Origin of the sequence: Bradyrhizobium liaoningense (assembly GCF_018130785.1) — a bacterium.
Classification (GTDB): Bacteria; Pseudomonadota; Alphaproteobacteria; order Rhizobiales; family Xanthobacteraceae; genus Bradyrhizobium; species Bradyrhizobium liaoningense_A.
The window spans coordinates 172,763-197,562 of sequence record NZ_JAFCJT010000001.1 but is presented as its reverse complement, the minus strand read 5'-3'; the positions used below and the strand labels follow the sequence as shown (position 1 = coordinate 197,562).

Here is a 24,800-nt window from a genome sequence, read left to right as displayed (position 1 = left end):
AAGAGCCTCACTGCGCGCGGATGTCGGCGGCCTTCAGCACCGGCTCCCACTTGGTCGCCTCGGCGTGCATGTAGGCGTCAAAGTCCTTGGCGGACGTGCCGACCGGAGCCGCGCCGATCTTGCCCAGCGTCGACAGCACGTTCGGGTCTTGCAGCGCCGCCTTCAGATCGGTTTCGAGTTTCGCCACGATCTCCGGCGGCATCTTGGCCGGACCGAGAACGCCCCACCAGACCGAGACGTCGTAGCCGGGGACGCCGGACTCGGCGATGGTCGGGACGTTCGGCAGCGCCTTGGAGCGTTCGGCCGAGGTCACCGCGAGCGCGCGCACCGAGCCGCCTTCGAGCTGGCCGATCGCTTCGGCGAGCGGATTGATGCTGAGCGGGATTTCGCCGGCGATCACCGCGGTCAGCGCCGGGGCGCCGCCCTTGTAGGGGATCGCGACGATCTTGGTGCCGGACATGTGCTTCAACAGCTCGCCGGCGAGATGCGCGGACGTGCCGTTGCCGGACATGCCATACGAAAGCTTGTCCGGGTCCTTCTTTGCGGCGGCGAGGAGATCGCCGAGCGTCTTGTAGGGGCTGTCCTTGGCCACGACGATCGCAAGCGGCGAGGAGGCGACTTCGGTGATCGCGGTAAAATCCTTGAACGTGTCATAGGGCACGCTCGGATAGATGAACTGGTTGAGCGGATGTCCGCTCGCGACCAGGATCAGCGTGTAGCCGTCGGGTGCGGCCTGCGTCAGCGCCTGCGAGGCGACGATGCCGCCGGCGCCGGGACGGTTGTCGATCACCGGCTGCTGGCCCCAGGTCTTCGCCAGCGCCTGGCCCAAGGTGCGCGCGAGCACGTCGACGGCGCCGCCGGCTGCGTAGGGCACGAGGATGTGAACCGGCTTGCTCGGATAATTATCGGCGGCCTGCGCGGCGCTGCCCGCCAGCAGCAGACCGGCACCGAGCATCAAACTGCCGATTGTCTTGTTCAAACCCAGCATTTTCCAGCACTCCTTGCGGGCGTTCGCATCCCGGCCTCGGTCTTCCGAGCCGTCCGGCGCCGCCCATGGTTTTTGTTGACGAGACCTGATCTTTTGTACGATAGTACAAATCACATGGTACGCAAGCCCACCAGCAAGGAAACGGCCCGCAAGCCGAACATGCGCGAGGCGATCCTCGCCGCAGCGGAGGAACTGTTCGCCACCAACGGCTTCAACGCCGTTTCGGTCCGCGATATCGCGCAGGCCGCGGGGGCCAATCCCGGCAGCGTCACCTATCATTTCAAGACCAAGGATGGCCTGCTGCTGGAGATCTACCGGCGGCATTGCGGGCCGATGAATTTGCGCCGTTCCGAGCTGCTCGCCGCCGCCAGGCGCGTGCGCGATCTCCAGGACCGGCTCGAAGCGGTGGTGCGCGCCTATGTGGTGCCGGCCTTCACCTCGGGCAGCGATCTCGCCGGTGGCGGGGCGCGCTTCACGCGGCTGCGCGCCGTGATGTCCGCTGAAGGCAACGAGGTCGCGCGAAAAATCATCGCGCAGACCTTTGACGACACCAGCCACGCCTTCATCGATGCGATCCATGAGAGTCTGCCGCATATTCCGCGAACCGACATCGTCTGGCGCAGCCACTTCCTGCTCGGTGCGCTCTATTACTCGCTGGTGACGCCGGACCGTGTCTCGCGCCTGTCGCGCGGCGAGGCCGACGGCAGCGACGCCGCCAGCGCCATCGAACAATTGGTGCAGGCCACCGTCGCCGCGTTCCAGGCGCCGGCGCTCGATCAGGCCGCGCCGATGCGGCGGCGGCCGGTCGTCAGCAGCAAGACTTGAAAGAAACCGCCCGGGAGGAGGCGCGGCCGCGCGCTTCCGCCCGGACCATGTGACACGGTGTTGAGGACATGAACAGGCGGGAGTGCTTGCATCTCTTGACCGGACTGGCCGGTGCGGCGCTCGCGAGCGAGGCGCACGCGCAAGGTGCCGAGCCGAAGGCAATGCCGACGATCACCCCGCCTGACCCAAAGCCCAGGACGCCGTCCTTCAAGCTGCCGCCGAAAGCCTGCGACAGCCATACCCACATTTTTGGGCCCGCGTCCCGCTATCCCTTCGCGGAAAAGCGCCCCTACAACACGGCCGATGCGCCGCTGGAGACGTTCCGCAGCGTTCACGAGACAATCGGCGTCGAGCGCTGCGTGATCGTGAATGCCACCGTGCACGGCACCGACAATCGCGTCGTCACCGATGCCATCGCCCAGAGCGAGGGCGCCTACAAGGGCATCGCCAACGTCAATGACGAGATGACGGGGAAGGAGCTGGCGGCGCTCGACAAGGGCGGCATCTGCGGCTGCCGCTTCGCCTTCCTCAAGCGTCTCGGCGGCGTCGGCGACATGACCAAGTTCCAGCGCATCGTGCATCGCGTCGCCGAGCTAGGCTGGCATATCGACGTCTATTTCGAGCCGGATACGATCGCCGAATTCGCGCCGATCCTGACCGCACTGCCGACGCCTTACGTGATCGATCACATGGGCACGGTTCAGGCCGCGAAAGGTCTGGACGATCCCGGCTTCACCGCGCTGCTCGACCTCCAGAAGAAGGACGAGAAATGCTGGGTGAAGATCACCGGCCTCGAGCGCGCCTCCGCCGCCGGCAAGCCGTTCCACGACGCCGTGCCATTCGCGAAGGCGCTGATCGACAACGCGCCTGATCGTGTCATCTGGGGCACCGACTGGCCGCATCCCAACGTCAAGGTCATGCCGAATGACGGCGATCTCGTTGACCTGATCCCCCTCTACGCGCCCGATGAGAAGATCCGGCAAAAATTGCTGGTCGACAATCCGGCCCGCCTGTTCAAGTTCACCTGATGACGATGATGTACACGCCGACCATTCCGCCGCCCGATCCGGACACGCGCACGCCGAAGTTCAAGCTGCCGAAGCTGTCCTGCGATGCGCATTGTCACATCTTCGGGCCAGGCTCGAAATATCCGTATTCGCCTGATCGCTCCTACACGCCGCCGGATGCGCCGCTGGAGGATTTCCGTGCGCTGCATGCCAAGCTCGGGGTGGAGCGCGCGGTCATCGTCAATGCCAGCGTCCACGGCACCGACAATACAGTGGCGCTCGATGCCATTGCGCAGAGCAATGGCGCCTATCGTGCGGTCGCCAATATCGACGACGCCATCACCGAGCGTGAGCTTCGTGTGCTGCACGAAGGCGGCTTCCGCGGTTGCCGCTTCAATTTCGTCCGCCATCTCGGCGGCGTTCCCGACAAAGGCGTGTTCAACCGCGTCATCGCGATGGTGGCGCCGCTCGGCTGGCACATCGATCTGCATTTCGACGCGATTGATCTGCCCGAATATGCCGACATGCTGGCCAGGCTGCCGCTGAGCTACACCATCGACCATATGGGGCGGGTGAAGGCGTCGGAGGGGCTCGACCAGCTTCCGTTCAGGATATTGATCGAGCTGATGCAGCGCGACGAGAAATGCTGGGTCAAGATCTGCGGCTCGGAACGGGTATCTTCGGCTGGACCGCCCTTTACCGATGCCGTGCCATTCGCGCGCAAGATCGTGGAGACCGCGCCGGATCGCGTCATCTGGGGCACCGACTGGCCGCATCCCAACGTCAAGGTGATGCCGAATGATGGCGACCTCGTCGATCTGATCCCGCTGTTCGCGCCCGAGCCGGAATTCCAGCAGAAGATCCTCGTCGTGAATCCTGCGCGGCTGTTCGAGTTCGACCAATGACAGCACTCGCGATCGACAAGCCGCGGGGTCGCGCCTGGTGGAGGGAGCTCTGGATCCAGGTGCTCATCGCCATGGCAGCCGGCATCGCGCTTGGGATCGCCAGTCCCGAGGCGGGTGCCAAAATGCAGCCGCTGGGCGACGCCTTCATCAAGGCAATCCGGATGCTGATCGCGCCGATCATCTTCTGCACGGTCGTGCACGGCATCGCCCACATGGCCGACATGGCGCGGGTCGGGCGGGTCGCGGTCAAGGCGATCGTCTATTTCGAGATCATGACGACGATCGCGCTGATCATCGGTCTCATCGCGGTCAATCTGCTCAAGCCCGGCGTCGGCATGAACATCGACCCCGCCAGCATCAATGCCAGCGCCATCGAGCCCTACGTCAAGCAGACCGGCGCCATCGGCTTCGTTCCGTTTCTCCTGAACATCGTGCCGGCGACCTTCATCGGCGCCTTTGCCGAGGGCAACATCCTCCAGGTGCTCTTCATCTCCGTCCTGTGTGGCTTCGCGCTGGTGCAGCTCGGCGAGCGCGCGGCACCGCTGGTCCATCTGATCGACATCGCCGCCAAGATGGTGTTTGCCGTCGTCGGCTTCGTGATGTGGGCGGCACCGATCGGCGCGTTCGGTGCCATCGCCTTTACGGTCGGCAAATTCGGCGTCGGCTCGCTGGCCTCGCTCGGTAAGCTGCTGGGCAGCTTCTATCTCACTTGCGTGATCTTCATCATCGTGGCGCTCGGCCCCGTCGCGCGTCTCTGCGGCTTCTCGCTGCTCAAGCTGATCCGCTACATCTGGGAAGAGCTGTTGATCTGCATCGCCACCACGTCGTCCGAGACGGTGCTGCCGCGGATGCTGACCAAGCTGGAGAGGGCGGGCTGCGAGAAGAGCGTGGTGGGGCTTGTGATCCCGACCGGCTATTCCTTCAATCTTGATGGTACCTGTCTTTACCTCGCCGCCGCCTCGGTGTTTTTGGCGCAGGCGACCAACACGCCATTTGGTTTGGCAGAGCAGATCGAACTGCTGCTGATCCTGCTCGTGACGTCCAAGGGCGCGGCGGGGATCGCGGGCGCCGCCTTCGTCGTGCTCGCGGCAACCCTGTCGGCGACTGGCTCCATTCCGGTGACGAGCGTTGCGCTGGTGCTCGGGATCCACCGTCTGATGTCGCAGGGGCTGACCCCGACCAATCTGATCGGGAACGCCGTCGCGACCATCGCGATTGCCAAATGGGAAGGCGCGCTCGACGACGAGCGTTTGAAGCGCGTGCTGGACGGTGAGGAACCCATGGCTGCCGCGGCTTGATGAATTGGCGGCCTGCATGAGGCGGGCCGTCTATGATGCTTACGAACGAAAGAGGGGAGTTTGTCCCATGAAAACAGGTCTCGTGATCACGGCCCATCCGGGCGATTTCGTCTGGCGCGCCGGCGGCGCCATCGCGCTGCATGCGAAGAAGGGTTATCGCATGAAGATCGTCTGCATGTCCTTCGGCGAGCGCGGCGAGAGCCAGTTCGCCTGGAAGGAGAAGGGCGCGACGCTGGAATCGGTCAAGGCCGGCCGCAAGGACGAGGCGGAGCGGGCCGCAAAGCTGCTCGGTGCGGAGATCGAGTTCTTCGATTGCGGCGACTATCCGCTGAAGCTTACTGAAGCGCATTTCGACCGCATGGTCGACATCTACCGCGAGCTCAATCCGAGCTTCGTGCTGACGCATGCGCTGGAAGACCCCTACAATTTCGACCACCCGAACGCGGCGCATTTCGCGCAGGAGACCCGCGTTGTCGCGCAGGCGATGGGCCACAAGCCCGGCGCGCAGTACAAATATTCGGCGCCGCCGGTGTTCCTGTTCGAGCCGCACCAGCCGGAGCAGTGCAACTACAAGCCCGATCTGCTGCTCAAGATCGACGAGGTCTGGAAGGAGAAGTACGAGGCGTTCCAGATCCTCGCCGCGCAGAAACATCTCTGGGGCTATTACGAGCGCGTCGCGCTCAACCGCGGCATCCAGGGCAGCCGCAACACCGGCGTACCCATGACTTATGGCGAGGCCTATCAGCGCCTGTTCCCGACGGTTGCGGAGGAGCTGGCATGAAGCCCGTCGTCGTTCGCAACATCAAGCGTGCCGACCCCGCCGGAATGGCAGAGTACGGCGTCTCGACCGTGCACGAGGCCTATGGCCGCATCGGGCTGATGAAGCCGTATCTGCGACCGGCGTGGGCGGGGGCGTCGATCGCCGGTCCCGCCGTCACCGTGCTGGCGCAGCCCGGCGACAACTGGATGATCCATGTCGCCGTCGAGCAGTGCAAGAAGGGCGACATTCTCGTCGTCGGCTGCACCACCGACAATACCGATGGGATGTTCGGCGAGTTGCTGGCGACCTCGCTGCAGGCCCGCGGCGTGCAGGGGCTGATCATCGACGCCGGCTGCCGTGACGTCAAAGCGCTGCACGAGATGAAGTTTCCTGTGTGGTCGCGCGCAGTCTCGGCCAAGGGCACGGTCAAGGCCACGCTCGGCTCGGTCAACATCCCCGTGGTCTGCGCCGGCGTCAATGTCGATCCCGGCGACATCGTCGTGGCCGACGACGACGGCGTCGTCGTGGTGCCGAAGCGATATGCCGCTGAGGTCGCCGAGAAGGCGAAGAAGCGCAATGCGGACGAGGGCGGCAAACGCAAGCGGCTTGGCTCGGGCGAACTGGGTCTCGACATGTACAACATGCGCGAGGCGCTGGCGAAGGCCGGGCTGGTCTATGTCGACAATCCCGAGGACGTCTAAAGCGCGATGATCTTCATCGCACTTTAGGTGTTTGTTTTACGCATGATCTTTCCGGAAAACCGCTGCGCACTTTTCCGGATCATGCTTTGGAGAAGCGGAGCGGGTGGATGGATCGCCTCAAGCTGAAAGCCGTGCTCGGCAGTCACCCCCACGTCCAGGCGGTGAAGAGCGGCGAGCTTCGCTCCGACCGCTTCGACCTGGACTTCATCGAGTACGCGCCGACCAACACGGCGTTCAAGCCGATGGTGCGCGAGCAGGCTTTCGACGTCTGCGAGATGGCGATCGTGACCTATCTGATGGCCAAGGCGCACGGCAAGCCGCTGGTGCTGCTGCCGGCGACCATGCTCGGCCGTTTCCAGCATTCCTACGCGCTCTATAATCCGGCGCAGGGAACGCTGGGGCCGTCCGATCTCGAAGGCAAGCGTGTCGGCATCCGTTCCTTCACCACGACGACGGGCGCATGGATCAGGGGCATCCTCGCCAACGACTATGGCGTCAACCTCGACAAGATCCGCTGGGTGACGTTCGAGGATCCGCACGTCGCGGAATATGTCGACACCACCGAGCGTGCGCCGAAGGACAAGAAGATTCTTCAGATGCTGCTCGACGGCGAGCTCGATGCCGTCCTCGGCGAGGCCTCGAACGATCCCAAGCTAAAGCCGCTATTCCCCGATCCGGCCGCCGAAGCCGCCAAATGGTTCGCGCGCCGTGGCGTCGTGCCGGTCAATCATCTCGTGGTCGTGACCGAGCAGCTTGCGAAATCGCGCCCCGAAATAGTCGCGGGCGTCTATGATCTCCTCAAGCAGAACAAGGCCCAGGCCGGACCTGCGGCAACGCCCGACCTCGTTCCGTTCGGGATCGAAGCGAACAGGAAGCCGTTGGAGCTGATCGTCGACTACGCGTTCCAGCAGGCGCTGATTCCGCGCCGCTATGCGGTCGAGGAGCTCTTCGACGAGACGATTCGAGGATTGAACTGATGGCGGATCCGAAGCGATGGCAGGTCGGGCTGGTTGGCTACGGTGAGGTCGGCAGGATTTTGGCCGAGGATCTGCGTCAGCAGGACATCAAGGTCGCCGCTTACGACATCAAGCTCGGAGGCGAGCGGGACGCTGCACTGAAGGAGCATGCGGCGAAGTTCGGGGTTGCGCTGGCGGCGTCTCACGCCGAGCTGACCGCGAAATCCGATTTCATCATCTCCGCGGTCACGGCGAGCCAGGCCGTGCCGGTGGCAGAAGCCTGCGCGGCGGCGATCAATCAGGGCACCTGGTTCCTCGATTTCAATTCGGCCTCGCCAGGTGCCAAGCAGCGCGCCGCCGCGCTGATCGACGGCGCTGACGGACGCTATGTCGAGGGCGCCGTGATGACCTCGGTGCCGCCTTATCGCATCAAGGTGCCGCTCCTGCTCGGCGGCCCCGGCGCGAGGGAGCTGGAGCCGCTGCTGAATGCAATCGGGTTCGCGGCCAAGGTTGCGAGCGACAAGCTCGGTGTGTCCTCGGCAGTAAAAATGTGCCGCAGCATCATGATCAAGGGCCTGGAGGCCATGGTCATCGAAAGCTTCACCACCGCGCGCGCCTACGGCGTCGAGGATGCGGTGCTGGCTTCGCTTGCTGAAACCTTTCCCGCGATCGACTGGGAGAAGCAGGGCGCCTATTTCTTCCAACGCGTGATCGAGCACGGCCGTCGCCGCGCCGAAGAGGTGCGGGAGGTCGCGGAGACCGTGCGCGAGGCCGGGCTGACGCCGTGGTCGGCGCAGGGCACGGCCGAGCGGCAGGCCTGGGTCGCCGATCTCGCGGATGAAGGCTTGTTCGGCACCAAGGGCACCAAGGAGTTCGCCCGCAGCGCCGACTGGCGGACCGAGGCAGATCGGATCCTGACGAAGATCAATCGCGAGAAGTAGGGCTTCAACTCAGGACGTTGCGGCGCGACAGCCCGTAAGCTCGTCGCGCGCGCGTTCGATCAGCTCCATCAGGTTCTCGGCCTTGCGCACCAGCCGATCGCTTGCGGCTTCGGTGCGGAATTCTGCGCGGATCGCACGGATGCATTTGTCGGCGGTGTCGAGCGTCAGAAGCGCGCGCGTCAGGTCATCGTGCGTCCGGACGCCCGCAAGATCGAGATCCGACAGGACTTGCCCGATGCCGTCGAGCCGCTTCATGGCGGCTTCGCTCGGCGTTCTCGCCCGGATGGAATGATAGTCGATGCTGCTGAATGCGTTGAACATGTCAATGCTTCCCCGTTGAATGCAGACTTCAGTGCAGGCCCTCCATGACCGGCACCGCGGGATTTGCAATGCGCCCACCTATCGGGAAATCCGAGCGAATCTACTATCCGGAAATCTACCGGATTCGGAATGTCGGAGCAGTCAACGGTAAAATGGAACGGATGTCGCCCTGGCAATCAGCCGCGCTTCCCCACGATCCTACCGTTCGATGCGACAAGCCTGCCTTCCTTATAGACGGAGCGCGCCTGCGGCACGGCGACGACGGCCTCGGGAACATGTTCCGCGTGCAGCGTCACGAGATCGGCTTTGGCGCCGACGTCCAGGCCGTAGCCTTCGAGCCGCAACGCCCTGGCGCCCGATACGGTGACGATATCGAAGGCGACACGCAGTTCTTCGTCGATGTTGAAGCCCGAGCGATAGCCGAGAGTCGTGGCCCGGCGCAGCATGTCGCCGTCGCCATAGGGCCACCAGGAATCGCGGATGTTGTCATTGCCGCTGAAGACGGTGACGCCGGCATGACGCAGGGCGAGGATGGGCGGGAAGGGCCGGGCGCCCGGCGCATTGGTCATGATCGCGACGCCGGAACGGGCGAGGATATCGGCGATCCTCTTGAGCTGATCCATCGAGATATCGCCGAGCCCGTAGGCATGGCTGACGGCAACGTGTCCCTCCATGCCGAGCGCGCGCGTGCGCGCTGCGATCTGCTCGATTTCGAACGCGCCCAGCGTGCCCATGTCATGCAGATGGATGTCGACATCGACGCCGTGCTTGCCGGCCACACCGAACACCACGTCGAGGTGCTTCTCGACGTCGCGATCGAAGCTTGCGGGATCGAGCCCGCCGATGAGGTCGGCGCCGAGCCCGATGGCCTCGTCCAGCAATTGCGGCGTGCCCGGGCTCGACAAGATGCCGCTCTGGGGAAAGGCGACGAGCTGGATGTCGATCAGGCCCTTGTATTCCTCGCGCACGCGCAAGATCGTCTCGAGCGATTTCAGGCCGACTGAGCCGTCGACCATGACGTGGCTGCGCATCTGTGTGGTACCGTGGCCGATGCAGAGATCGAGCTGATTGCGTGCGCGCACATCCATCGGCGCGGCCGCGGCCATGTTCTGGGCCTGAAACGTCACGCGTTCATGCACGTCGAATCCGTTGGTGCATGGTTTGTGCGGGCACCAGGCGTCGCCATAGAAGCTGGTGTCGAGATGGATGTGGCCTTCGACGAAGCCGGGAACGACGAGGGCGTTGCTGAGGTCTATGGTCTCGTTCGCTGCGGGACGCTCATCGACGGGCGTGATCGCGGCGATGCGGCCGTCCTCGACGGCGATGTGATGCCGGGCTCCGCCGTCGAAGCGCGCGTTCAGGAAGATCGTGTCGAAGGCCATCCGGTTCCTCCGTTGGTCGATTGCGATGATCATCGCGCAAGCTGCAGGTAGGGCGCAAGGCGCGGAAAGCCGGTCAGCCGGGCCTGAACAAGTTGGGCCGCTGCCGCTCAAACGTCTGGCGGCCGCTCTTGAAGCCCATCACGATATCCGGCAGCTCGGCGATGGCGAAGCGGCTGTCTTGGGTTTCGAGCACGACGAGATCGGCGGGGTTGCCGACCTTGATGCCATAATCGCCAAGGTTCATCAGCCGCGCCGGCAGTTCGGTCACGAGATCGAGGCAGGTATCGAAGTCGCTGATCGAGGCGTGCGCGACGTTGGCATAGAGGTTCGCCATCCGCAGCAAGGAGGCGTCGCCGAACGGCGTGAACGGATTGAGCACGTTGTTGGTTGCGACCGAGCACAGCACGCCGTCGCCGGCGAGCTTGTGCGCGGGTGTCAGCCCGCGCGGCACGTTGTGGGTGGCTTCGCGGCCCAGCAGATAAAGATCGGTTGCCGGCAGCACGGTGACGGCAACGCCTGATTTTGCCAGTTGCGCGGCAGCGGCTTTCATCCGCTCCGGCGGCAGCGCCGAGAGTTTAGTAGCGTGGCCGATGGCGACGCGTCCCCCGTAGTTGCGCCGCTCGGTCTGCCGGCAGACTTCGTCGAGATGCCACCAGGAGGGGTCGAGGTCGAAATCGAGATGGAGGTCGACGTCGACGTCGAATTCCTGCGCGAGATCGAAGATGCGTTCGAGATGGGCGTCCGGGTCGGTGTCCATGTAGGGACAGCCGCCGATCGCTTCGCCGCCGTCGCGCAGCGCCTGGATCAGGAGTTCCTCGCTGCCGGGGTCGTTGGTCAGGCCTTCCTGCGGGAAGACACAGAGCGACAGGTCGATCGCCCAGGCATGGTCGCGCTTCAGCGTCTTGACCGCCTCGAAGCCGCGGAGGCCGATCCGCGGGTCGATCTCGACATGGGTGCGCATGCGCGTCGTGCCGTGCACGATGGCGCGTTCGAGCACTTTTGCGCCGCGCGCGTAGACGTCCTCGGCCGTAAAGTCCTTCTTCATCCCGGCCACGGCGCGGATCGCGTCCGAGACGCTGCCGTGATTGTGCCCGCAGCGGTCGAGCAGGCAGGCCTTGTCGAGATGGATGTGGGTGTCGACGAACCCGGGTAGCGCGAGGCGCCCGCCGACATCGACCTCGACGGCCTCGCAGGCAAGCTTTTCGCTCGTTAGCTTGGGCTCGATCGCGGCGATGCGGCCGCCCTTCACGCCGATATCGACGGGTGCGGCGGATGATCGCAACAGCGTGTTGCGGAAGATCAGGTCGAAGGCGGGTTGGGCGATCATGGCGTCGGATTCAGCTGTGGTAGCCTAGCGGAAGCTTTGGAAGCTGGCAGCTCCAGATTGTGTGCAGTTATGCCACCAAATTGTTCAAAAAATGTGCATGCACTTTGTGGTATGAATTGTAGGATGCCGGCACCTCGGAGAGCCCGCCATGTCTGTCCCCGCAAAAGCCGAACGCCCGATGACCGACGCAGAGATCGTGGAGGCCTATCTCACGGCGTCGATGATACCCGATCCCGATGCGGCTGCGGCCTATATGAAGCCGGGTACCGTGATCACGTTTACCGGCGGGCGCGAGTTCGATCACCCGCGCGGGCCGACCGGCTTCAACGCCAAGCGCTATCGCTGGGTCAAGAAGACGATGGACCGGTTCGACGTCTGTCCGGGCACGGACGAGACCGTCGTCTACAGTGTCGGTACGCTCTATGGCGAGTGGATGGACGGCACGCCGTTCGAGGGCAATCGCTACGTCGATCGCTTCGTCGTGCGGGGTGGGCAGATCGTGAAGATGGACGTCTGGAACGACAGCGCCGAGCGGATTTTGGTCCAGCGCGGGATCGAGGCTTAACCCCTTCGCGCGACCTTGGGCAGCTTGACGACGCGATCGCTCGCGACGTCGTCGGCATAGGGCGCAAGGATATCGAGCAGGTCGCGGCCACGTTGCGGGGTGGGGGCCACCAATGCACGATTGGCCACGGAATCGAGGTGATGATGCATCAATTCCATCACCTTGCGCTCGTCGCCCTTGGCCAGCGCCGAAATGATCGCGCGGTGCTCGTTGATCGCGCATTCGGTGGAATGCGGCCGGCTGTAGAGCGATAGCGTCAGGCAGCAGCGATAGGCGACCTCGCTGACATAGCGCACCAGGATCGGACTGTTCGTCATCTGCGCGAGCAGGATGTGGAATTCGGTGGCGAGCCGGATCGAGACCGCGTCCGCACCGCCGCGCGCGCCGTCCTCGGCGTCGACATGGGAGTTCAGCTCGGCGATCTGGGCCTTGGTTAGCTTGCCCGCGAGCTGGCGGACGACCAGACGCTCGAGCTCGATGCGGATGTCAAAGGCATCGCGCGCCTCCTGCCAGCTCGGCGTCGCCACCACCGCGATCCGGTTGCGGCGGAGCTCGACGAGGCCCTCGGCAGCAAGCTGCCCCAGCGCGTGGCGCGCAATGGTGCGGCTGACGCCAAAGCGCTCACCAAGCGAATCCTCCGGCAGCTTTGCGCCGGGCTCCAGCGCCTGCTCGATGATGGCGCGCCGCAGCGCGCGGCAGATCACGCTGACCTTGTCTGACGATTCAGAAGTCTTGCTGGTGGGGCGCGCCGCCATCGGCGAATCCTTGAGGGTCGGGTCGAAAGCTCTCTTTAGCACAGCCCTGCGCCAAACCAGCGCTCCAATTGCATGCAGTTTCACCTTGGAAGTGCCTAAATCGAATCCGGCCGTTTGCTGGATCATTCGGCTAGGCCGTTGATTTTCGGTGGTCTGATGGCTGGCATCCAGCTTGCATGCACTTTTTCTGTGATGCGCATACAACCCAATGCCCAATTTGACGGCCAGCCTGTTCCCGAAGGCTCCGGCCCTGTCGCCATCGAGCTGTCCGAGGCCTCCGTGACCTTCGGGCGCGGCGATCGCGCCGTGCCCGCTCTGTCGAAGACCAGCTTGCGGATCGCCGACGGCGAGTTTGTCGCACTGGTTGGCCCGTCCGGATGCGGCAAATCGACCATCCTGCGTCTCGTCAGCGGGCTGATGCAGCCGACCAGCGGCGTCGTCATCGTCGGCGGCCGCGAAGTCGCTGCGCGGGCGCTGCGCGTCGGCATGGCCTTCCAGAACCCGACCATGCTGCCGTGGATGACGATCGAGCGGAACATCATGCTGCCGTTGAAGATCGTCGAGCCGTTCCGGTCCAATTTTCGCCGGCTGCGCAAGACCGAATTTCGCGACAAGGCCAACGCGCTGCTGGAGCAGGTCGGCCTTAAAGGGTTTGGCAGCCGCTATCCCTGGCAGCTCTCGGGCGGCATGCTTCAGCGTGCCAATCTCTGCCGTGCGCTGATCCACGAGCCGCGCATGCTGCTGCTGGACGAGCCCTTCGGCGCGCTCGACCAGTTCACCCGCGAGGAGCTGTGGGCAATCCTCCAGAATCTCTGGATGACGCACAAGCCGACGGTGCTGCTGGTGACGCACGACCTTCGCGAGGCCGGTTTCCTTGCGAGCCGCATTTGCGTGATGAGCGCGCGTCCCGGCCGCATTCTCGACGACAGCCGCGTCGCGTTCGCGCGGCCGCGAACCGTGGCCATGACCTTCGAGCCGGATTTCGTCGCGTTGAACCAGAAGCTGCGCGCCTTCATCGAGGATGCGCGTAGCTCAGCCCAGCAAGGGACAGCCTCATGATGTTCGGGATCGATATCAGGCAGAAGGCGTGGTCGGCCGGGCTGATCGTGCTGTTCTTCGTCGCCTGGGAGCTGTTCTGCCTGATGACAGGTATGTCCGACCTGGTGCTGCCGCGGCCCTCGCAGGTGTTCGTGACCCTGTTTCAGCGCTTTCCGGTGCTGTGGCCGCATATCGTGCAGACGCTTGCGACCACGATGTTCGGCTTTGTGCTCGGCGTCGCGCTCGGTGTCGCCCTCGGCGCGATCATCGGCGTGTCCAAGACGGCCTACGACACCTGCTATCCGCTGCTGATCGGCTTCTCCTCGATCCCCAAGGTCGCGGTGGTGCCGATCTTCGTGCTGTGGTTCGGCTCCGGCACGGTGCCGGCGGTGCTGACCGCGCTGTCGATCTGCTTCTTTCCGATCGTGGTCAATATCGCGACAGGTCTTGCGACCACCGAGCCCGAGCTCGAGGACGTGTTGAAGGCGCTCGGCGCCAGCAAGTTCGACATCCTCTGGAATGTCGGTCTGCCCAGGACGATGCCGTTCTTCTTCGCCTCGCTGAAGGTCGCGATCTCCTACGCCTTCGTCGGCGCGGTGCTGTCGGAGACGGTCGCCTCCAACCGCGGCATCGGCAACGTCATGATGACCGCGTCCTCCAATTTCAATGTGCCGCTGGTGTTCGCGGGCCTGTTCGTGCTCGCGGGCCTCGGCGTCGCGCTCTACGTCCTGTTCTCGCTGATCGAAGGCCGTGTCACCGGCTGGGCCACGCGCAAGAACGACGTCATCGCCACTTGAATTTCCGAACCGTCACGCAACGAAGCTGAGGAGGTCTCGATGTTGAGAAGAGTAACTGTCGCGCTGCTGGGATTGGCCCTGTCCGCGGGCGCTGCTGCGGCCGAGGAAACCACGATCAAGTTCACGCTGGGCTGGAAGACGCAGGGCAGCGACGCCGCGTTCTTCTACGCAAAGGACAACGGCTATTTCAAAGAAGAGGGCCTCAACGTCGTGATCGACCAGGGCGAGGGGTCCGGCGCGACCGTCACCCGCGTCATGTCCGGAGCCTATGACGCCGGCTTCGGCGACGTCAACGCCATCATCCAGAACGCCTCGACCAAGCCGCAGGAAGCGCCGGTCATGGTCTACATGATGTGGAACCAGCCGCCCTTCGCGATCGTCGCCAAGAAGACCAGCGGCATCAACACCATCAAGGACTTTGAAGGCCATACGCTCGGCGGCGCGCAGGGCACACCGACGACGCGCCTGTTGCCGGTGTTCACGCGCAAGAACGGGCTCGACGGCGAGAAGATCAAGATCTCCAACATGGCACCGAACCTCCAGGAGCCGATGCTGATCAAGGGTGACATCGACGCGGCCCTGGTCTTCAACATCACCAGCTACTTTAACCTCGTGCTCAACCGTCAGGATCCGGACAAGGATTTCAAATGGTTCTCGTTCGGTGAATACGGCCTCGACCTCTACTCTAACGGCGTGATGGTCTCGAAAAAGCTGATCGCGGCCAACCCGAAGGCGGTCGCCGGCCTCGTGCGTGCCATCAACAAGGGCGCGATCGCGGTGGCCAAGGACCAGAACGCCGGCATGAAGGCGGCGCTGAACTACGACAATCTGATCGACGTCACCGTTGAGAAGCGCCGGCTGCAATATTCCTTCGACAAGCTCATCGTCTCGCCGGAGATGAAGGAGATCGGTATCGGCGACATCAAGGACGACCGCATGACGCGCGCCATCGGCATCGTGGTTGAGGGCTACCAGCTCACCCGCGCGCCGACTCCGGCAGAGGTGTTCTCGCGCGAGTTCCTGCCGCCGCGCGCGGAGCGGGAGCTGGTGTATACTGCCAACTAAACCCGGAGAGACGATCATGGCCACGGAGATATCGGCAACCAGCCTGTTCCGTGGCCCTGATCTCGGCATCAGTCATAACGTCGTCCTGCGGCACGACGGTGGTGTGATCACCGGCATCTCGGAAGGAGCGGAACCTGCCCGCGGCCCGCGCTCCTTCGTCATTCCGGCCTTCGTCAACGCGCATGACCACGCCCGCGCCACCGCGTCGTCCTTCGGCGCGGTCGGTATTCCCCTGGAAAGCTGGATCCTGCGGACCGCGCTCGGCACGCCCGTCGATCCCTATCTGACCGCGGCGTCGGCACTGGCCCGTTCGGCCAAGGCCGGCTGCGCGGCCATGATGGTGCACTACACCCGCCCGAGCGGGACGATGCCGCTGCTGGACGAGGCCAAGGCGATTGCCAGGGCCGCATCCGACGTCGGCATCCGCATCGCCTTTGCGCTTGCCGTGCGTGATCAAAATCCGATCGTCTATGGCGATGCCGAGCCCGTGCTCTCGGGCCTCTCCGGCGATGAGCGCAAGACGATCGAAGACCTCTTCGTCCGCGCGCCGATCTCGCCCAAGGCGTATATCGAGCTGACCGATGCGATTGCCGCCGCCATCTCCGGCCCGATGGTCGACGTGCAGCTCGGGCCCGCCGGTGTGCAATGGTGCTCGAAGCCGTTGCTGGAGGCGATCGCCGACAACTCGGCGCGGACCGGCCGCCGCATCCACATGCATCTGCTGGAAACCGTGTACCAGCGCGCCTGGGCCGACCGGAATTTTCCGGACATGGTGCGCTGGCTGCGCGATATCGGCTTCCTCTCAGAGCGGTTGACGCTGGCGCATTGCATTCACGCGCGCCCGGATGAGCTGGAGATGATCGCGGCTTCGGGGGCGCGCATCGTCACCAATTTCAGCTCGAACATGCATCTGCGCTCGGGCCTCGCCCCGATCGCCGCCGCGCATCAGTGCGGCTGCGCCATCGCCGTCGGCGTTGACGGGCTGGCGCTGGACGAGGACGACGACATCCTGCGCGAGATGCGGCTGGTGCAGATGGTCCATGGCGGCCTCGGCTTCAAGGCGACATGGACGCCGGCCGAGATGTTCGCGCTCGCCATTCGCAACGGGCGTCGCGCGACCGGTGCGCCCGGAAGCGGCGAGTTCTTCGCCGGCAACCCCGCCGATTACGTCGTGATCGATCTGGATCGGCTCGACCGCGACAGGATCATGCCGGTCGATCCCATGGCGTTGCTGTTCACGCGTGGCAATGCCTCGCTGGTGAGGGAGGTCGTCGTGGCCGGCAGGACGATCGCGCGGGACGGGATCTGTGTGGGTGTTGATCTGCCGGCCATCGAGCAGGAGTTGCGGGCGATCTACCGCGCCAATGTCGGCAAGCTCGGAAGTTTTCAGCACATGTGGCCGCCCCTATCGGAGCGCGTCTCCGGTTGGTTCGAGCAGCAGCTCACTTGCGAGTAGGAGGCGACCAGGAAAACGCCCGCCTGACGATCGGGCGAGCGCTTCCAGTGGCACGAATGCCGTCGTTACTGCAATGCCTTGAGCTTGGTGCTCTTGCCGTCGACCACCTCGAAAACGACATAGCGAGGCTGCATCTGGCCATTCGGCAGGAACTGGACGTCGCCGAACACGGTGCCCTTGACGGGCTTGCCGCGGATCGCCTCTGCCACGGTCTTGCGATCGAGCGACTTGGTCTGTTCGACCGCCTGCGCCCACACCTGCACGGCGGCGGCGCCGAGCGCGGCGCTCTTGTCCGGATCAACGCCGTAGGCCTTCTTGTAGGCCGCGACGAACGCTACGCTTTCTGGCTGCGTCGTGAACGGCGGCAGGTCGGGGAAAAAGATGTCGGCCGATATCACGCCGTTGTTGGCTTCGCCGGCGACCTTGTACACGGTGCTCAGCATGATGCCGACGGCGCCGACGAAGGTGGATTTTATGCCGGCCTGGCGATACTGGTCGACCAGCGCGGGAAGGCCTGAGGAATTCGACGAACTAGTGACGATGACGGCGTCTGGATTGGCACCCTTGATATTGGTCAGCTGGACGCGGAAATCGGTGTCCTTGAACGCGAACTTTTCGGTCATGATGACTTCGCCCGAAAAGTTCATCTTCTTGAATTCGGCCTCGACGGCGGTCTGAAAGCCGTTGCCATAGACGTCGTTCTGGGTGAGGAAGGCGACTTTCTTCGCCTTCATCGTCTGGGCGACGTATTTTGCGATGACTTCCGCATCGAAGCCGTTCGAGCTGTTGATGCGCATCGCGTAAGGGTTCGTCTCGCCGCTGAGGATCAGATCCGACTTCGAGACCGCGGTGAAGTCGAGAATGTTGCCGCGGGCAAGAATCGGCTGCATCGCCAACGTGACCGGTGAGTTCCAGCCTTCGATGACGACGTCCGCCTTCTCGGCAACCATCTCGTTGGCGCGGCTGACGCCGACCGCGGGCGTGCTCTCGTCATCCTTGGAGATCACCGTCAGCTTGCGGCCGAGCAGGCCGCCCTTGTCGTTGATCTGTTGGACCATCAGCTTGACGGCGTTGGTCACGGTCTGGCCATCAGGGCCGGCGCCGCCGCTGAGCGGAAAGATGGTGCCGACCTTGATGTCCTGCGCCACGGCAGGCACAGATGCGAGACCCAATAATAGCGCGAGAGCCAGTTTCGTCTTGTGCATGCGCTTCCTCCCAATGCGTTCTACGTCTTCTTGGTGATACGGCGGTAGAGGCCCACGAGCCCGGCGGGCCAGAAGATCAGGACGAGCGCCAGCACCGATCCCAATACGATCTTGTTCCAGTCGCCGCCGAGCGACAGCAAGTTCTGCTGGGCAATCAGGAGGGCGGTGCCGATCAAGGGGCCGAGCAGGATACGGCGCCCGACCAGCACGATCGCGGTGAGCATCATGACGAGGAAGTAGGACTCGAACATGTCGGGGCCGACATAGGCGCGCTGATAGGCGTAAAGCCAGCCGGCAAGGCCGGTGATCGGTGCCGAGATCACGAACACGGCGAGCCTGATCCGGCGCGGATCGACGCCGAGGCTTGCGGCCAGCGCGGGGTTCATCTGCACCATCAGCGCGGTGGTGCCCAGCCGCGAGCGGCGGAAGCGCGCGATGAAGGCTAGGGTGAGCAGCAGCAGCGCGAAGGCGATCGGCCAGAGATCTTCCTGCATAGCGCCGGAGAAGTTGGTCAGGAGCAATGGGAGCTTCAGCGGCGGAATGCCGACGACGCCGTCGGATCCACCGACGGCGTCCCAGTTGAACGCGATCTCGTAAGCGACCACGGCGGCCGCATAGGTCACGAGGGAAAACACGAACTCGCGGGTCCGCAAGGTGACGGCGCCGAGGAAGGTCGCGGCCGCGAGGCACAGCGCGATCGTTGCGGCCGCCGTCGCCCAGCCGTTCAGGCCGTATTTGACCGAGAGGTTCGCGGCCGCATAGCCGCCGATGGCCCAGAACACGGTGTGGCCGAGGCTGACCTCGCCGAGATAAGACAGCACGATGTCGGCGCCGTAGCACATCACCGCGAAGATCGCGATCGTGGTCAGCGTGGAATAGGCGACCGAGGTACCGCCGAGCAAGCGCGGCAGGAGGAAGCCCATCACGATGAAGGCCGCGACCGCGGCGAGGCGCAGGAGCGGGATCGAGGCGGGCTGCGGGGATTCGATCGCGGTCATTTGGTTGCAAGCCCTGCGGGACGGATCACGAGCAGCGCCAGCAACAGCGCAAAGGCCGCCGCCGTCGTATAGGCCGGCGCGACGAACGCGCCGAAGAAAGCGGTGAACAGGCCGAGCCCGAGTCCGGCTGCGAGCGCGCCGCCGATCGAGCCGATGCCGCCGAGCACGACCACGACAAAGGTCATGATGACCTCATTGAAACCCATGCTGGTCAGGATCGGCGAGCGGGGCGCCACCAGCGCCGCCCCCAGCGCGACCGCGGAGCATTCGAACACGAAGACGCCGAGATAGACGAGCTTTGCGTTGATCCCGAACAGCTCTGCGAGCTTCGGGTCCTCGGCAACGGCGCGGATGACCGAGCCGAAGCGGGTTCGCTGCGTGAACAGCCAGACTGCGCCATAAAGAAGAAGGGTTACGACCAACACCAGCACGTCCTGCCAGGTGAACCAGAGCGGACCGATGTCGATCTTGGCGCGCGCCAATGTTCCGGGCAGCGTCTGCGGATTGCCGCCGAAGATCAGCGCACTGCCGCCCTGCAGGACGTAGCCGAGGCCAAGCGTCACGATCATTAGGCTGGTGAGGTTTTGCGTCATGACCAGGCGCATCATCGCGCTCTGCATCAGTAGGCCGATGACGCCGAGCACGATGATCGCCATCAGAATGGCGAGCGGGTAGGGCAGGCCCAGTTTGGTGATGGCGTACCAGGAGACAAAGGCGCCGAGCATGTAGAGTTGGCCATGGGCGAAATTCACCAGTCGTGCGACGCCGAGCAAAATGGTCCAGCCCAGCGCGATGCAGGCATAACCGGAGCCGAGCACGATGCCGTTGATGACCTGCTGCGCGATATTCATGCCGGCGTTCCATCGGCGATGGTGCCGAGATAGGCCTCGATGATGCGATGGTCCGCGGCCATGACGTCGGCAGGACCTTCGCCGACGATCTTGCCGCGTTCGAGCAGGTAGAGGTGATCGACCACCTTTAGCGCCGCCTTTACGTTCTGCTCGACCAGCAGCACCGGCAGGCCGCGATCGACCAGGAGGCGGATGCGAGAGAGCAGGTCGGTGATCAGCCGGGGCGCGAGGCCCGCGGAAGGCTCGTCCAGCATCAGTACGCGCGGGCCGGCGAGCAAGGCGCGTCCGACCGCGAGCATCTGCCGTTCGCCGCCGGAGAGTGCTGCGCCCTTGTTCGAACGGCGCTCGGCGAGGCGCGGAAAGAACTCGAAGACCTCGGGGATGGTGAAGAGGTGCCGCCCGGTGGCGTCCGCGGGCGGGCGCACAAGCGCGAGGTTCTCGTCGACGGTCAGCTCCGCAAAGATGTTCTTGCCCTCCGGCACCAGCGTAAGGCCGCGTGCCACCCGCTCGTGCGCGGCGAGTTTCTCGATGCTGCGTCCTTCGAGCTGGACGCTGCCGGTGACCGCGGCGCGGCCACGGGACCAGCCGGCGAGCGCATTGACCAACGTGGTCTTGCCGGCGCCGTTGGCGCCGACGAGGCCGACCATTCGCCCCGCGGGCACGCCGATATTGACGCCTGACACCGCGACATTGCCTGCGTAGCGGACCGAGAGACCGTCGCTCTGGAGTACGCCGCTCATTCGTCGCGTCCCAGATAGGCTTCGCGCACGCGGGGATCGCGTTGGATGTCAACAGGCGTTCCCGTCGCCAGCGTCGCACCCTGGTCGATCATGACGATGCGATCGGCAATCGACATGATGAGGTCCATGTGGTGCTCGATGACGACGAGGGCGAGGTTACGCTTGCGCAGGCCAATCAGGACGTCGGCGAGCTTCTTCATGTCGCCGCCGCTGAGGCCGGCCGCGGGTTCATCGAGCAGGAGCACCTTTGCGCCGGTGCCATAGGCGAGTGCAACCGAGAGCAGGCGCTGCACGCCGTAGGGAATGTCGCCGGGAAGCTGGTCGTAGTACTGTCGGGCGATGCCGAAGAAGTCGAGCAGTTGTGCGGCGGCCAGTTCGGCTGCGCGGCGCGTGGTGGCCTCGCGCCAGGGCGCGAACAGGGATGTGGCGAGATCGGTCGAGAAATCGCGGAAGATGGCCGACACCGCGTTCTGCAGGACGGTCAGCTCGCCGAAGAACGAGTTCTGCTGAAAGGTGCGGCGCAGGCCGCGGCCGGCGAGGTCGAACGTCCGGAGCGCCGAGACGTCGGCCTTGTCGAGGAATGTGCGGCCGCGATGGGTGACGGCATTGGTGACGGCGGCAAAGCAGCTGCTTTTTCCCGCGCCGTTCGGGCCGATGATGCCAAGGATCTCGTCGTTATGGACTGACCAGCTCACGTCGCGCAGGGCGACGAGCGCGCCATACTGCACGGTCAGCCCTTCGACGCGCAGCACCTCGCTCGCGCCGCGACGCGTTTCCCCGGAACCTGCCACCCGGCCATCCATTCCTTGTTGTCCCGGCCGCGCTTACGGCAACCGGTCCTTTTTGGCGAGGCAGCGCACGGCAATCGATGCGGAATCAAATCGCAGGGAAGGGCGGCCTCGCGAGACTCAAGGTATTGCGCGCCCACCATGAAAACTTGTGCTGACTGGTTGTCCGCCTAGACGCACCTGCGCCGCAACGCGCTCAACCCTGACGACGCGGCGCGCTGCCTGCTCCCGCATCGATACATATAAATCCGCGATAGCTGATAGGCGGAACCTCGTCTGGCGATCGCCGTGCCCTTGGGCTACACCTGCGCGGCCTGCGCGCCGGCGCGGCCGATGATCCCCTTAAGGAGCCCCCGATGCGTCTTCCCACCATTCTCCTGGCCGTCACCTGTCTTGCGGGGGCCGCGTCTGCCGAAGATCTCTCGGGCACGCTCCAGAAGATCAAGGAGACCAGGAAGATCACGCTGGGCTATCAGGAAGCGTCGGTCCCGTTCAGCTATCTCGACGGCAACCAGAAGCCGGTCGGCCTTGCCATGGACATTTGCCTGAAGATCGTCGACGCCGTGAAGAAGCAGCTCGCCACGCCCGATATCGCCGTCGACTATGTCGCCGTGACCTCGTCGAACCGCATCCCGCTGATGGTCAATGGCACGCTCGACCTGCACTGCTCGGCGACCACCAACAATGCCGACCGGCAGAAGCAGGTCGCCTTTACCAACACGCACTTCCTCAGCGCGACGCGCTTTGCCGCCAAGAAGGCTTCCAAGATCAACACCATCGACGATCTCAAGGGCAAGGCCGTCACGGCGGTCGCGGGCTCGGTCAACCTGAACCAGCTCGCCAAGGTCAATACCGAGCGCAATCTCGGCATCAGGATCATGCCGGCGGTGGATCAGGCCGAGGCGTTCCTGCTGCTCGAGACCGATCGCGCCCAGGCCTACGCGCTCGACGATGTCCAGCTCGCGGTCGCCATTGCGCGCTCGAAGGAGCCGGCCCTGTTCATGATCAGTGACGAGACGTTCGCGAAGGCCGAGCCGTTCGGAATCATGCTGCGGCGGGAGGATGCGCCGTTCAAGGCGCTGGCCGATCGCGCCACCGCAGAGCTCTACGCAAGCCCGGAGATCGAGGTGCTCTATCGGAAGTGGCTGGAATCGCCGACGCCGCCGAACGGCATCAACTACAACGTCCCGATGTCGCCGGCCCTGCGCAACGCTTTCAAGAACCCGAGCTCGAGCGCCGATCCGGACGTGTATCTCGTGAAGTGAAACGCGGGCTTTAGGCTTTATTGGAGCATGATCTTTTCGGAAAACCGCTTCGCACTTTTCCGGATCATGCTCTACCGCGTCCGCGGCGTGTCCAGCAACTGGCCCGCCAGCGCCGCGCCGATCGCCGCGATCGCGGCCATCGCAAGCGCCCACGAGACGAACATCCGATGACCGATCAGCGCGCCGCTCAGAAGCGGTGCGGTGATATTCGCGCCCGACATCAGCGACTGGTTAAGGCCCATGATCATGCCCTGGCGGTTGATGGCGGTCGAGCGCGACAGCTCCGCCGTCAGCGTGCTGCGCGCGAACATGGTGCCGATGATGATCAGGGTCAGGTAGATCGCGAGCAGGCTGACACTGCTGCCGGCCGCCAGCCCCGCAAATCCGAGCCCCATACAGGCGAACGCCGCCATCACGATGCTGCGGTCGGAGGCGATCAGGTTCGCGCGGGTGATCAAGAGGCCCTGCACCACCATGTTGATGAAGCCGGCATAGGCGAACATCCAGCCGAGTTCGCGCGCGCCGAAGGGATGCCCGTCCCATGAGAACCGCGCCGAGAGGAACAGGCCGATCTGCGACAGGAACATCGAGTTGACGAAGAAGAACACGATGAGCAGGCCGAGCAGCCGCCAGGCGTAACGCATGCCGAGCAGGCTGAGGGTCAGCGTCGGCTCGGGCACGCGGTGGTGGTAGAGCGGCTCGGAGGCCGGGTGATCCGGCGGGAGCAGGGCGATGGTCGCGAAAATGCTGATCAGCGAGAGTGCGGCCGCGGCCCACACTGGCGCGGTCTGGCCGTAATGGACGAGGAAGCTCGACAGCGCAGGTCCGAGCAACAGCCCGGTCCCGATTGCGCCGCTGGTCATGCCGAGCGCCTGCTTGCGGGTTGCAGGCGCACTGTGCTCTGCGGCATAGGCGTGCGCGACCGAGATGTTGCCTGATGTAAGGCCATCGATGATGCGTGCCAGAAACACCAGCGTCAGATTGCCCGCCAAGGCGAGCAGGACGAAGCCGATCAGGGTCCCGATCTGGCTGACGACCAGAACCTTCCGCCGGCCATAGCGATCCGAGAGGATGCCGACCACAGGGCCGGCGATGAGCTGACAGACGGCATAGACCGAGATCAGTGCGCCGATCAGGAACGGTGTGGCGCCGAGCCGCTGCGAGTAGAAGGGCAGCAGGGGCAGGATGATCCCCATGCCCGTGGCATCTACGGCGACGACGACGAAGGTCGGGACCAGCGTCAACGCGCTGTCGCCTACGATTGCCTCCCGCGCCTCAGTGGCGGAACCCAGTCCCATCCAACGTCGTCCTCGTTCGCATTTGCGTGATTGGCCTCGATCCGTCGGATTAATATAGTTGCAGCCTAATAGTTCGTGTCCTATCTAATTTGCATGGCTCCCTCGCAAGGCTTCATCCACGCCGAGATTGGACGGCTCATCGCGCGCCTTGGCCGGATCTGGCGCCGCGAGTCCGATCAGGCGCTGTCCGATCACGGCCTGTCCTATGCGACCGCAATCCCGCTGCTGGTGCTGTCGCGGCAGGGCGAGAACGTGCGGCAGGGCGTCCTCGCCGACGAACTCGGCATCGAGGGGCCGTCGCTGGTCCGGTTGATCGATCTGCTCCAGGCCGAGGGGCTCGTTGAACGCCGCGAGGATCCGAGCGACCGCCGTGCCAAAACGCTACATCTGACCAAAGCGGGCGAGGCCAAGGTCGAGGAGACCAACCGGATCTTGCGGCGCGTCCGGGCAAGCCTGCTCAAGGATATCGGGCCCGAGGAACTTGCGATAACCTTCGAGACCCTTCAGCGCATCGAGCAGCGCGCCGGTCGCCTGCAGGATACCAAGACCGGTCCAGAGCCGAAATAGC

26 protein-coding genes are annotated in these 24,800 nt (G+C 64.4%); 15 read left to right on the top strand and 11 right to left on the bottom strand.

What is annotated here, in order from left to right; genetic code table 11:
• Positions 1-7: 7 nt before the first annotated feature.
• The gene (locus JQ627_RS00895; protein ID WP_212482284.1) at positions 8-988 is read right to left on the bottom strand and encodes a tripartite tricarboxylate transporter substrate binding protein; all 981 of its coding nucleotides are present in this window, start codon (positions 986-988) and stop codon (positions 8-10) included.
• Between the two features lie 114 nt (positions 989-1,102).
• Between JQ627_RS00895 and JQ627_RS00890 the strand changes: the two genes are divergently transcribed.
• From JQ627_RS00890 to JQ627_RS00855, 8 genes are all read left to right on the top strand, one after another.
• Positions 1,103-1,813, top strand: coding sequence for a TetR/AcrR family transcriptional regulator (locus JQ627_RS00890; RefSeq protein ID WP_212482283.1), 711 nt, complete (start codon positions 1,103-1,105; stop codon positions 1,811-1,813).
• 68 nt (positions 1,814-1,881) lie between these two features.
• Complete coding sequence (locus JQ627_RS00885; protein ID WP_212482282.1) at positions 1,882-2,841, top strand: amidohydrolase; 960 nt, start codon at positions 1,882-1,884, stop codon at positions 2,839-2,841.
• Positions 2,841-3,725, top strand: coding sequence for an amidohydrolase (locus tag JQ627_RS00880; protein ID WP_212482281.1), 885 nt, complete (start codon positions 2,841-2,843; stop codon positions 3,723-3,725). The genes JQ627_RS00885 and JQ627_RS00880 overlap by 1 nt, the downstream gene beginning before the upstream one ends.
• On the top strand, positions 3,722-5,023 hold the full coding sequence (gene dctA / locus JQ627_RS00875; protein ID WP_212482280.1) for a C4-dicarboxylate transporter DctA: 1,302 nt from the start codon (positions 3,722-3,724) through the stop codon (positions 5,021-5,023). The genes JQ627_RS00880 and dctA overlap by 4 nt, the downstream gene beginning before the upstream one ends.
• A gap of 67 nt (positions 5,024-5,090) precedes the next feature.
• On the top strand, positions 5,091-5,804 hold the full coding sequence (locus JQ627_RS00870; RefSeq protein WP_027517331.1) for a PIG-L deacetylase family protein: 714 nt from the start codon (positions 5,091-5,093) through the stop codon (positions 5,802-5,804).
• On the top strand, positions 5,801-6,484 hold the full coding sequence (locus tag JQ627_RS00865; RefSeq protein WP_212482279.1) for a 4-carboxy-4-hydroxy-2-oxoadipate aldolase/oxaloacetate decarboxylase: 684 nt from the start codon (positions 5,801-5,803) through the stop codon (positions 6,482-6,484). Before JQ627_RS00870 ends, JQ627_RS00865 begins: the two co-directional genes overlap by 4 nt.
• Positions 6,485-6,591: 107 nt before the next feature.
• Positions 6,592-7,461, top strand: coding sequence for an ABC transporter substrate-binding protein (locus tag JQ627_RS00860; protein WP_212482278.1), 870 nt, complete (start codon positions 6,592-6,594; stop codon positions 7,459-7,461).
• A complete protein-coding gene (locus tag JQ627_RS00855) occupies positions 7,461-8,381 on the top strand; it encodes a DUF1932 domain-containing protein (RefSeq protein ID WP_409363790.1) in 921 nt (306 codons plus the stop codon). The genes JQ627_RS00860 and JQ627_RS00855 overlap by 1 nt, the downstream gene beginning before the upstream one ends.
• A gap of 9 nt (positions 8,382-8,390) precedes the next feature.
• Here the strand turns inward: JQ627_RS00855 and JQ627_RS00850 are convergent, their stop codons facing one another.
• From JQ627_RS00850 to JQ627_RS00840, 3 genes are all read right to left on the bottom strand, one after another.
• Positions 8,391-8,702, bottom strand: a complete 312-nt coding sequence (locus tag JQ627_RS00850; protein WP_212482277.1) for a hypothetical protein — start codon at positions 8,700-8,702, stop codon at positions 8,391-8,393.
• 176 nt (positions 8,703-8,878) lie between these two features.
• A complete protein-coding gene (locus JQ627_RS00845; protein ID WP_212482276.1) occupies positions 8,879-10,084 on the bottom strand; it encodes an amidohydrolase family protein in 1,206 nt (401 codons plus the stop codon).
• 73 nt (positions 10,085-10,157) lie between these two features.
• Complete coding sequence (locus JQ627_RS00840; protein ID WP_212482275.1) at positions 10,158-11,411, bottom strand: amidohydrolase family protein; 1,254 nt, start codon at positions 11,409-11,411, stop codon at positions 10,158-10,160.
• Positions 11,412-11,559: 148 nt separating this feature from the next.
• Between JQ627_RS00840 and JQ627_RS00835 the strand changes: the two genes are divergently transcribed.
• On the top strand, positions 11,560-11,976 hold the full coding sequence (locus JQ627_RS00835) for a nuclear transport factor 2 family protein (protein ID WP_212482274.1): 417 nt from the start codon (positions 11,560-11,562) through the stop codon (positions 11,974-11,976).
• On the opposite strand, the gene JQ627_RS00830 is transcribed toward JQ627_RS00835, so the two are convergent.
• Entirely contained in the window at positions 11,973-12,731 is a 759-nt protein-coding gene (locus JQ627_RS00830; protein ID WP_212482273.1) for a GntR family transcriptional regulator, read from the bottom strand. The two genes, JQ627_RS00835 and JQ627_RS00830, sit on opposite strands and share 4 nt — an antisense overlap.
• Positions 12,732-12,923: 192 nt before the next feature.
• Between JQ627_RS00830 and JQ627_RS00825 the strand changes: the two genes are divergently transcribed.
• The 4 genes from JQ627_RS00825 to JQ627_RS00810 are packed head-to-tail and all read left to right on the top strand — an operon-like array spanning position 12,924 to position 17,087.
• Complete coding sequence (locus JQ627_RS00825) at positions 12,924-13,790, top strand: ABC transporter ATP-binding protein (RefSeq protein ID WP_212482272.1); 867 nt, start codon at positions 12,924-12,926, stop codon at positions 13,788-13,790.
• A complete protein-coding gene (locus JQ627_RS00820; RefSeq protein ID WP_212483125.1) occupies positions 13,790-14,566 on the top strand; it encodes an ABC transporter permease in 777 nt (258 codons plus the stop codon). Before JQ627_RS00825 ends, JQ627_RS00820 begins: the two co-directional genes overlap by 1 nt.
• A 39-nt stretch (positions 14,567-14,605) precedes the next feature.
• Positions 14,606-15,631, top strand: coding sequence for an ABC transporter substrate-binding protein (locus tag JQ627_RS00815; protein ID WP_212482271.1), 1,026 nt, complete (start codon positions 14,606-14,608; stop codon positions 15,629-15,631).
• Between the two features lie 16 nt (positions 15,632-15,647).
• Positions 15,648-17,087 (top strand): amidohydrolase family protein, encoded by a 1,440-nt coding sequence (locus JQ627_RS00810; protein WP_212482270.1) that lies wholly within the window; start codon positions 15,648-15,650, stop codon positions 17,085-17,087.
• 65 nt (positions 17,088-17,152) lie between these two features.
• Here JQ627_RS00810 and JQ627_RS00805 read toward each other — a convergent pair whose 3' ends face one another.
• The 5 genes from JQ627_RS00805 to JQ627_RS00785 are packed head-to-tail and all read right to left on the bottom strand — an operon-like array spanning position 17,153 to position 21,672.
• Positions 17,153-18,292, bottom strand: coding sequence for an ABC transporter substrate-binding protein (locus JQ627_RS00805; RefSeq protein ID WP_212482269.1), 1,140 nt, complete (start codon positions 18,290-18,292; stop codon positions 17,153-17,155).
• A 20-nt stretch (positions 18,293-18,312) separates the two neighbouring features.
• Positions 18,313-19,290, bottom strand: a complete 978-nt coding sequence (locus tag JQ627_RS00800; RefSeq protein WP_212482268.1) for a branched-chain amino acid ABC transporter permease — start codon at positions 19,288-19,290, stop codon at positions 18,313-18,315.
• Positions 19,287-20,141 carry a branched-chain amino acid ABC transporter permease gene (locus JQ627_RS00795; RefSeq protein ID WP_212482267.1) on the bottom strand — a complete coding sequence of 285 codons (855 nt, stop codon included), beginning with the start codon at positions 20,139-20,141 and terminating at the stop codon, positions 19,287-19,289. The genes JQ627_RS00800 and JQ627_RS00795 overlap by 4 nt, the downstream gene beginning before the upstream one ends.
• Complete coding sequence (locus tag JQ627_RS00790) at positions 20,138-20,881, bottom strand: ABC transporter ATP-binding protein (RefSeq protein ID WP_212482266.1); 744 nt, start codon at positions 20,879-20,881, stop codon at positions 20,138-20,140. The genes JQ627_RS00795 and JQ627_RS00790 overlap by 4 nt, the downstream gene beginning before the upstream one ends.
• A complete protein-coding gene (locus JQ627_RS00785) occupies positions 20,878-21,672 on the bottom strand; it encodes an ATP-binding cassette domain-containing protein (protein WP_312015720.1) in 795 nt (264 codons plus the stop codon). The genes JQ627_RS00790 and JQ627_RS00785 overlap by 4 nt, the downstream gene beginning before the upstream one ends.
• A 353-nt stretch (positions 21,673-22,025) precedes the next feature.
• On the opposite strand from JQ627_RS00785, the gene JQ627_RS00780 reads away from it, so the two are divergent.
• Entirely contained in the window at positions 22,026-22,934 is a 909-nt protein-coding gene (locus tag JQ627_RS00780; protein WP_212482264.1) for an amino acid ABC transporter substrate-binding protein, read from the top strand.
• A gap of 71 nt (positions 22,935-23,005) precedes the next feature.
• Here the strand turns inward: JQ627_RS00780 and JQ627_RS00775 are convergent, their stop codons facing one another.
• A complete protein-coding gene (locus JQ627_RS00775) occupies positions 23,006-24,232 on the bottom strand; it encodes an MFS transporter (RefSeq protein WP_212482263.1) in 1,227 nt (408 codons plus the stop codon).
• A gap of 93 nt (positions 24,233-24,325) precedes the next feature.
• Between JQ627_RS00775 and JQ627_RS00770 the strand changes: the two genes are divergently transcribed.
• A complete protein-coding gene (locus tag JQ627_RS00770) occupies positions 24,326-24,799 on the top strand; it encodes a MarR family winged helix-turn-helix transcriptional regulator (protein WP_212482262.1) in 474 nt (157 codons plus the stop codon).
• Position 24,800: the final 1 nt, after the last annotated feature.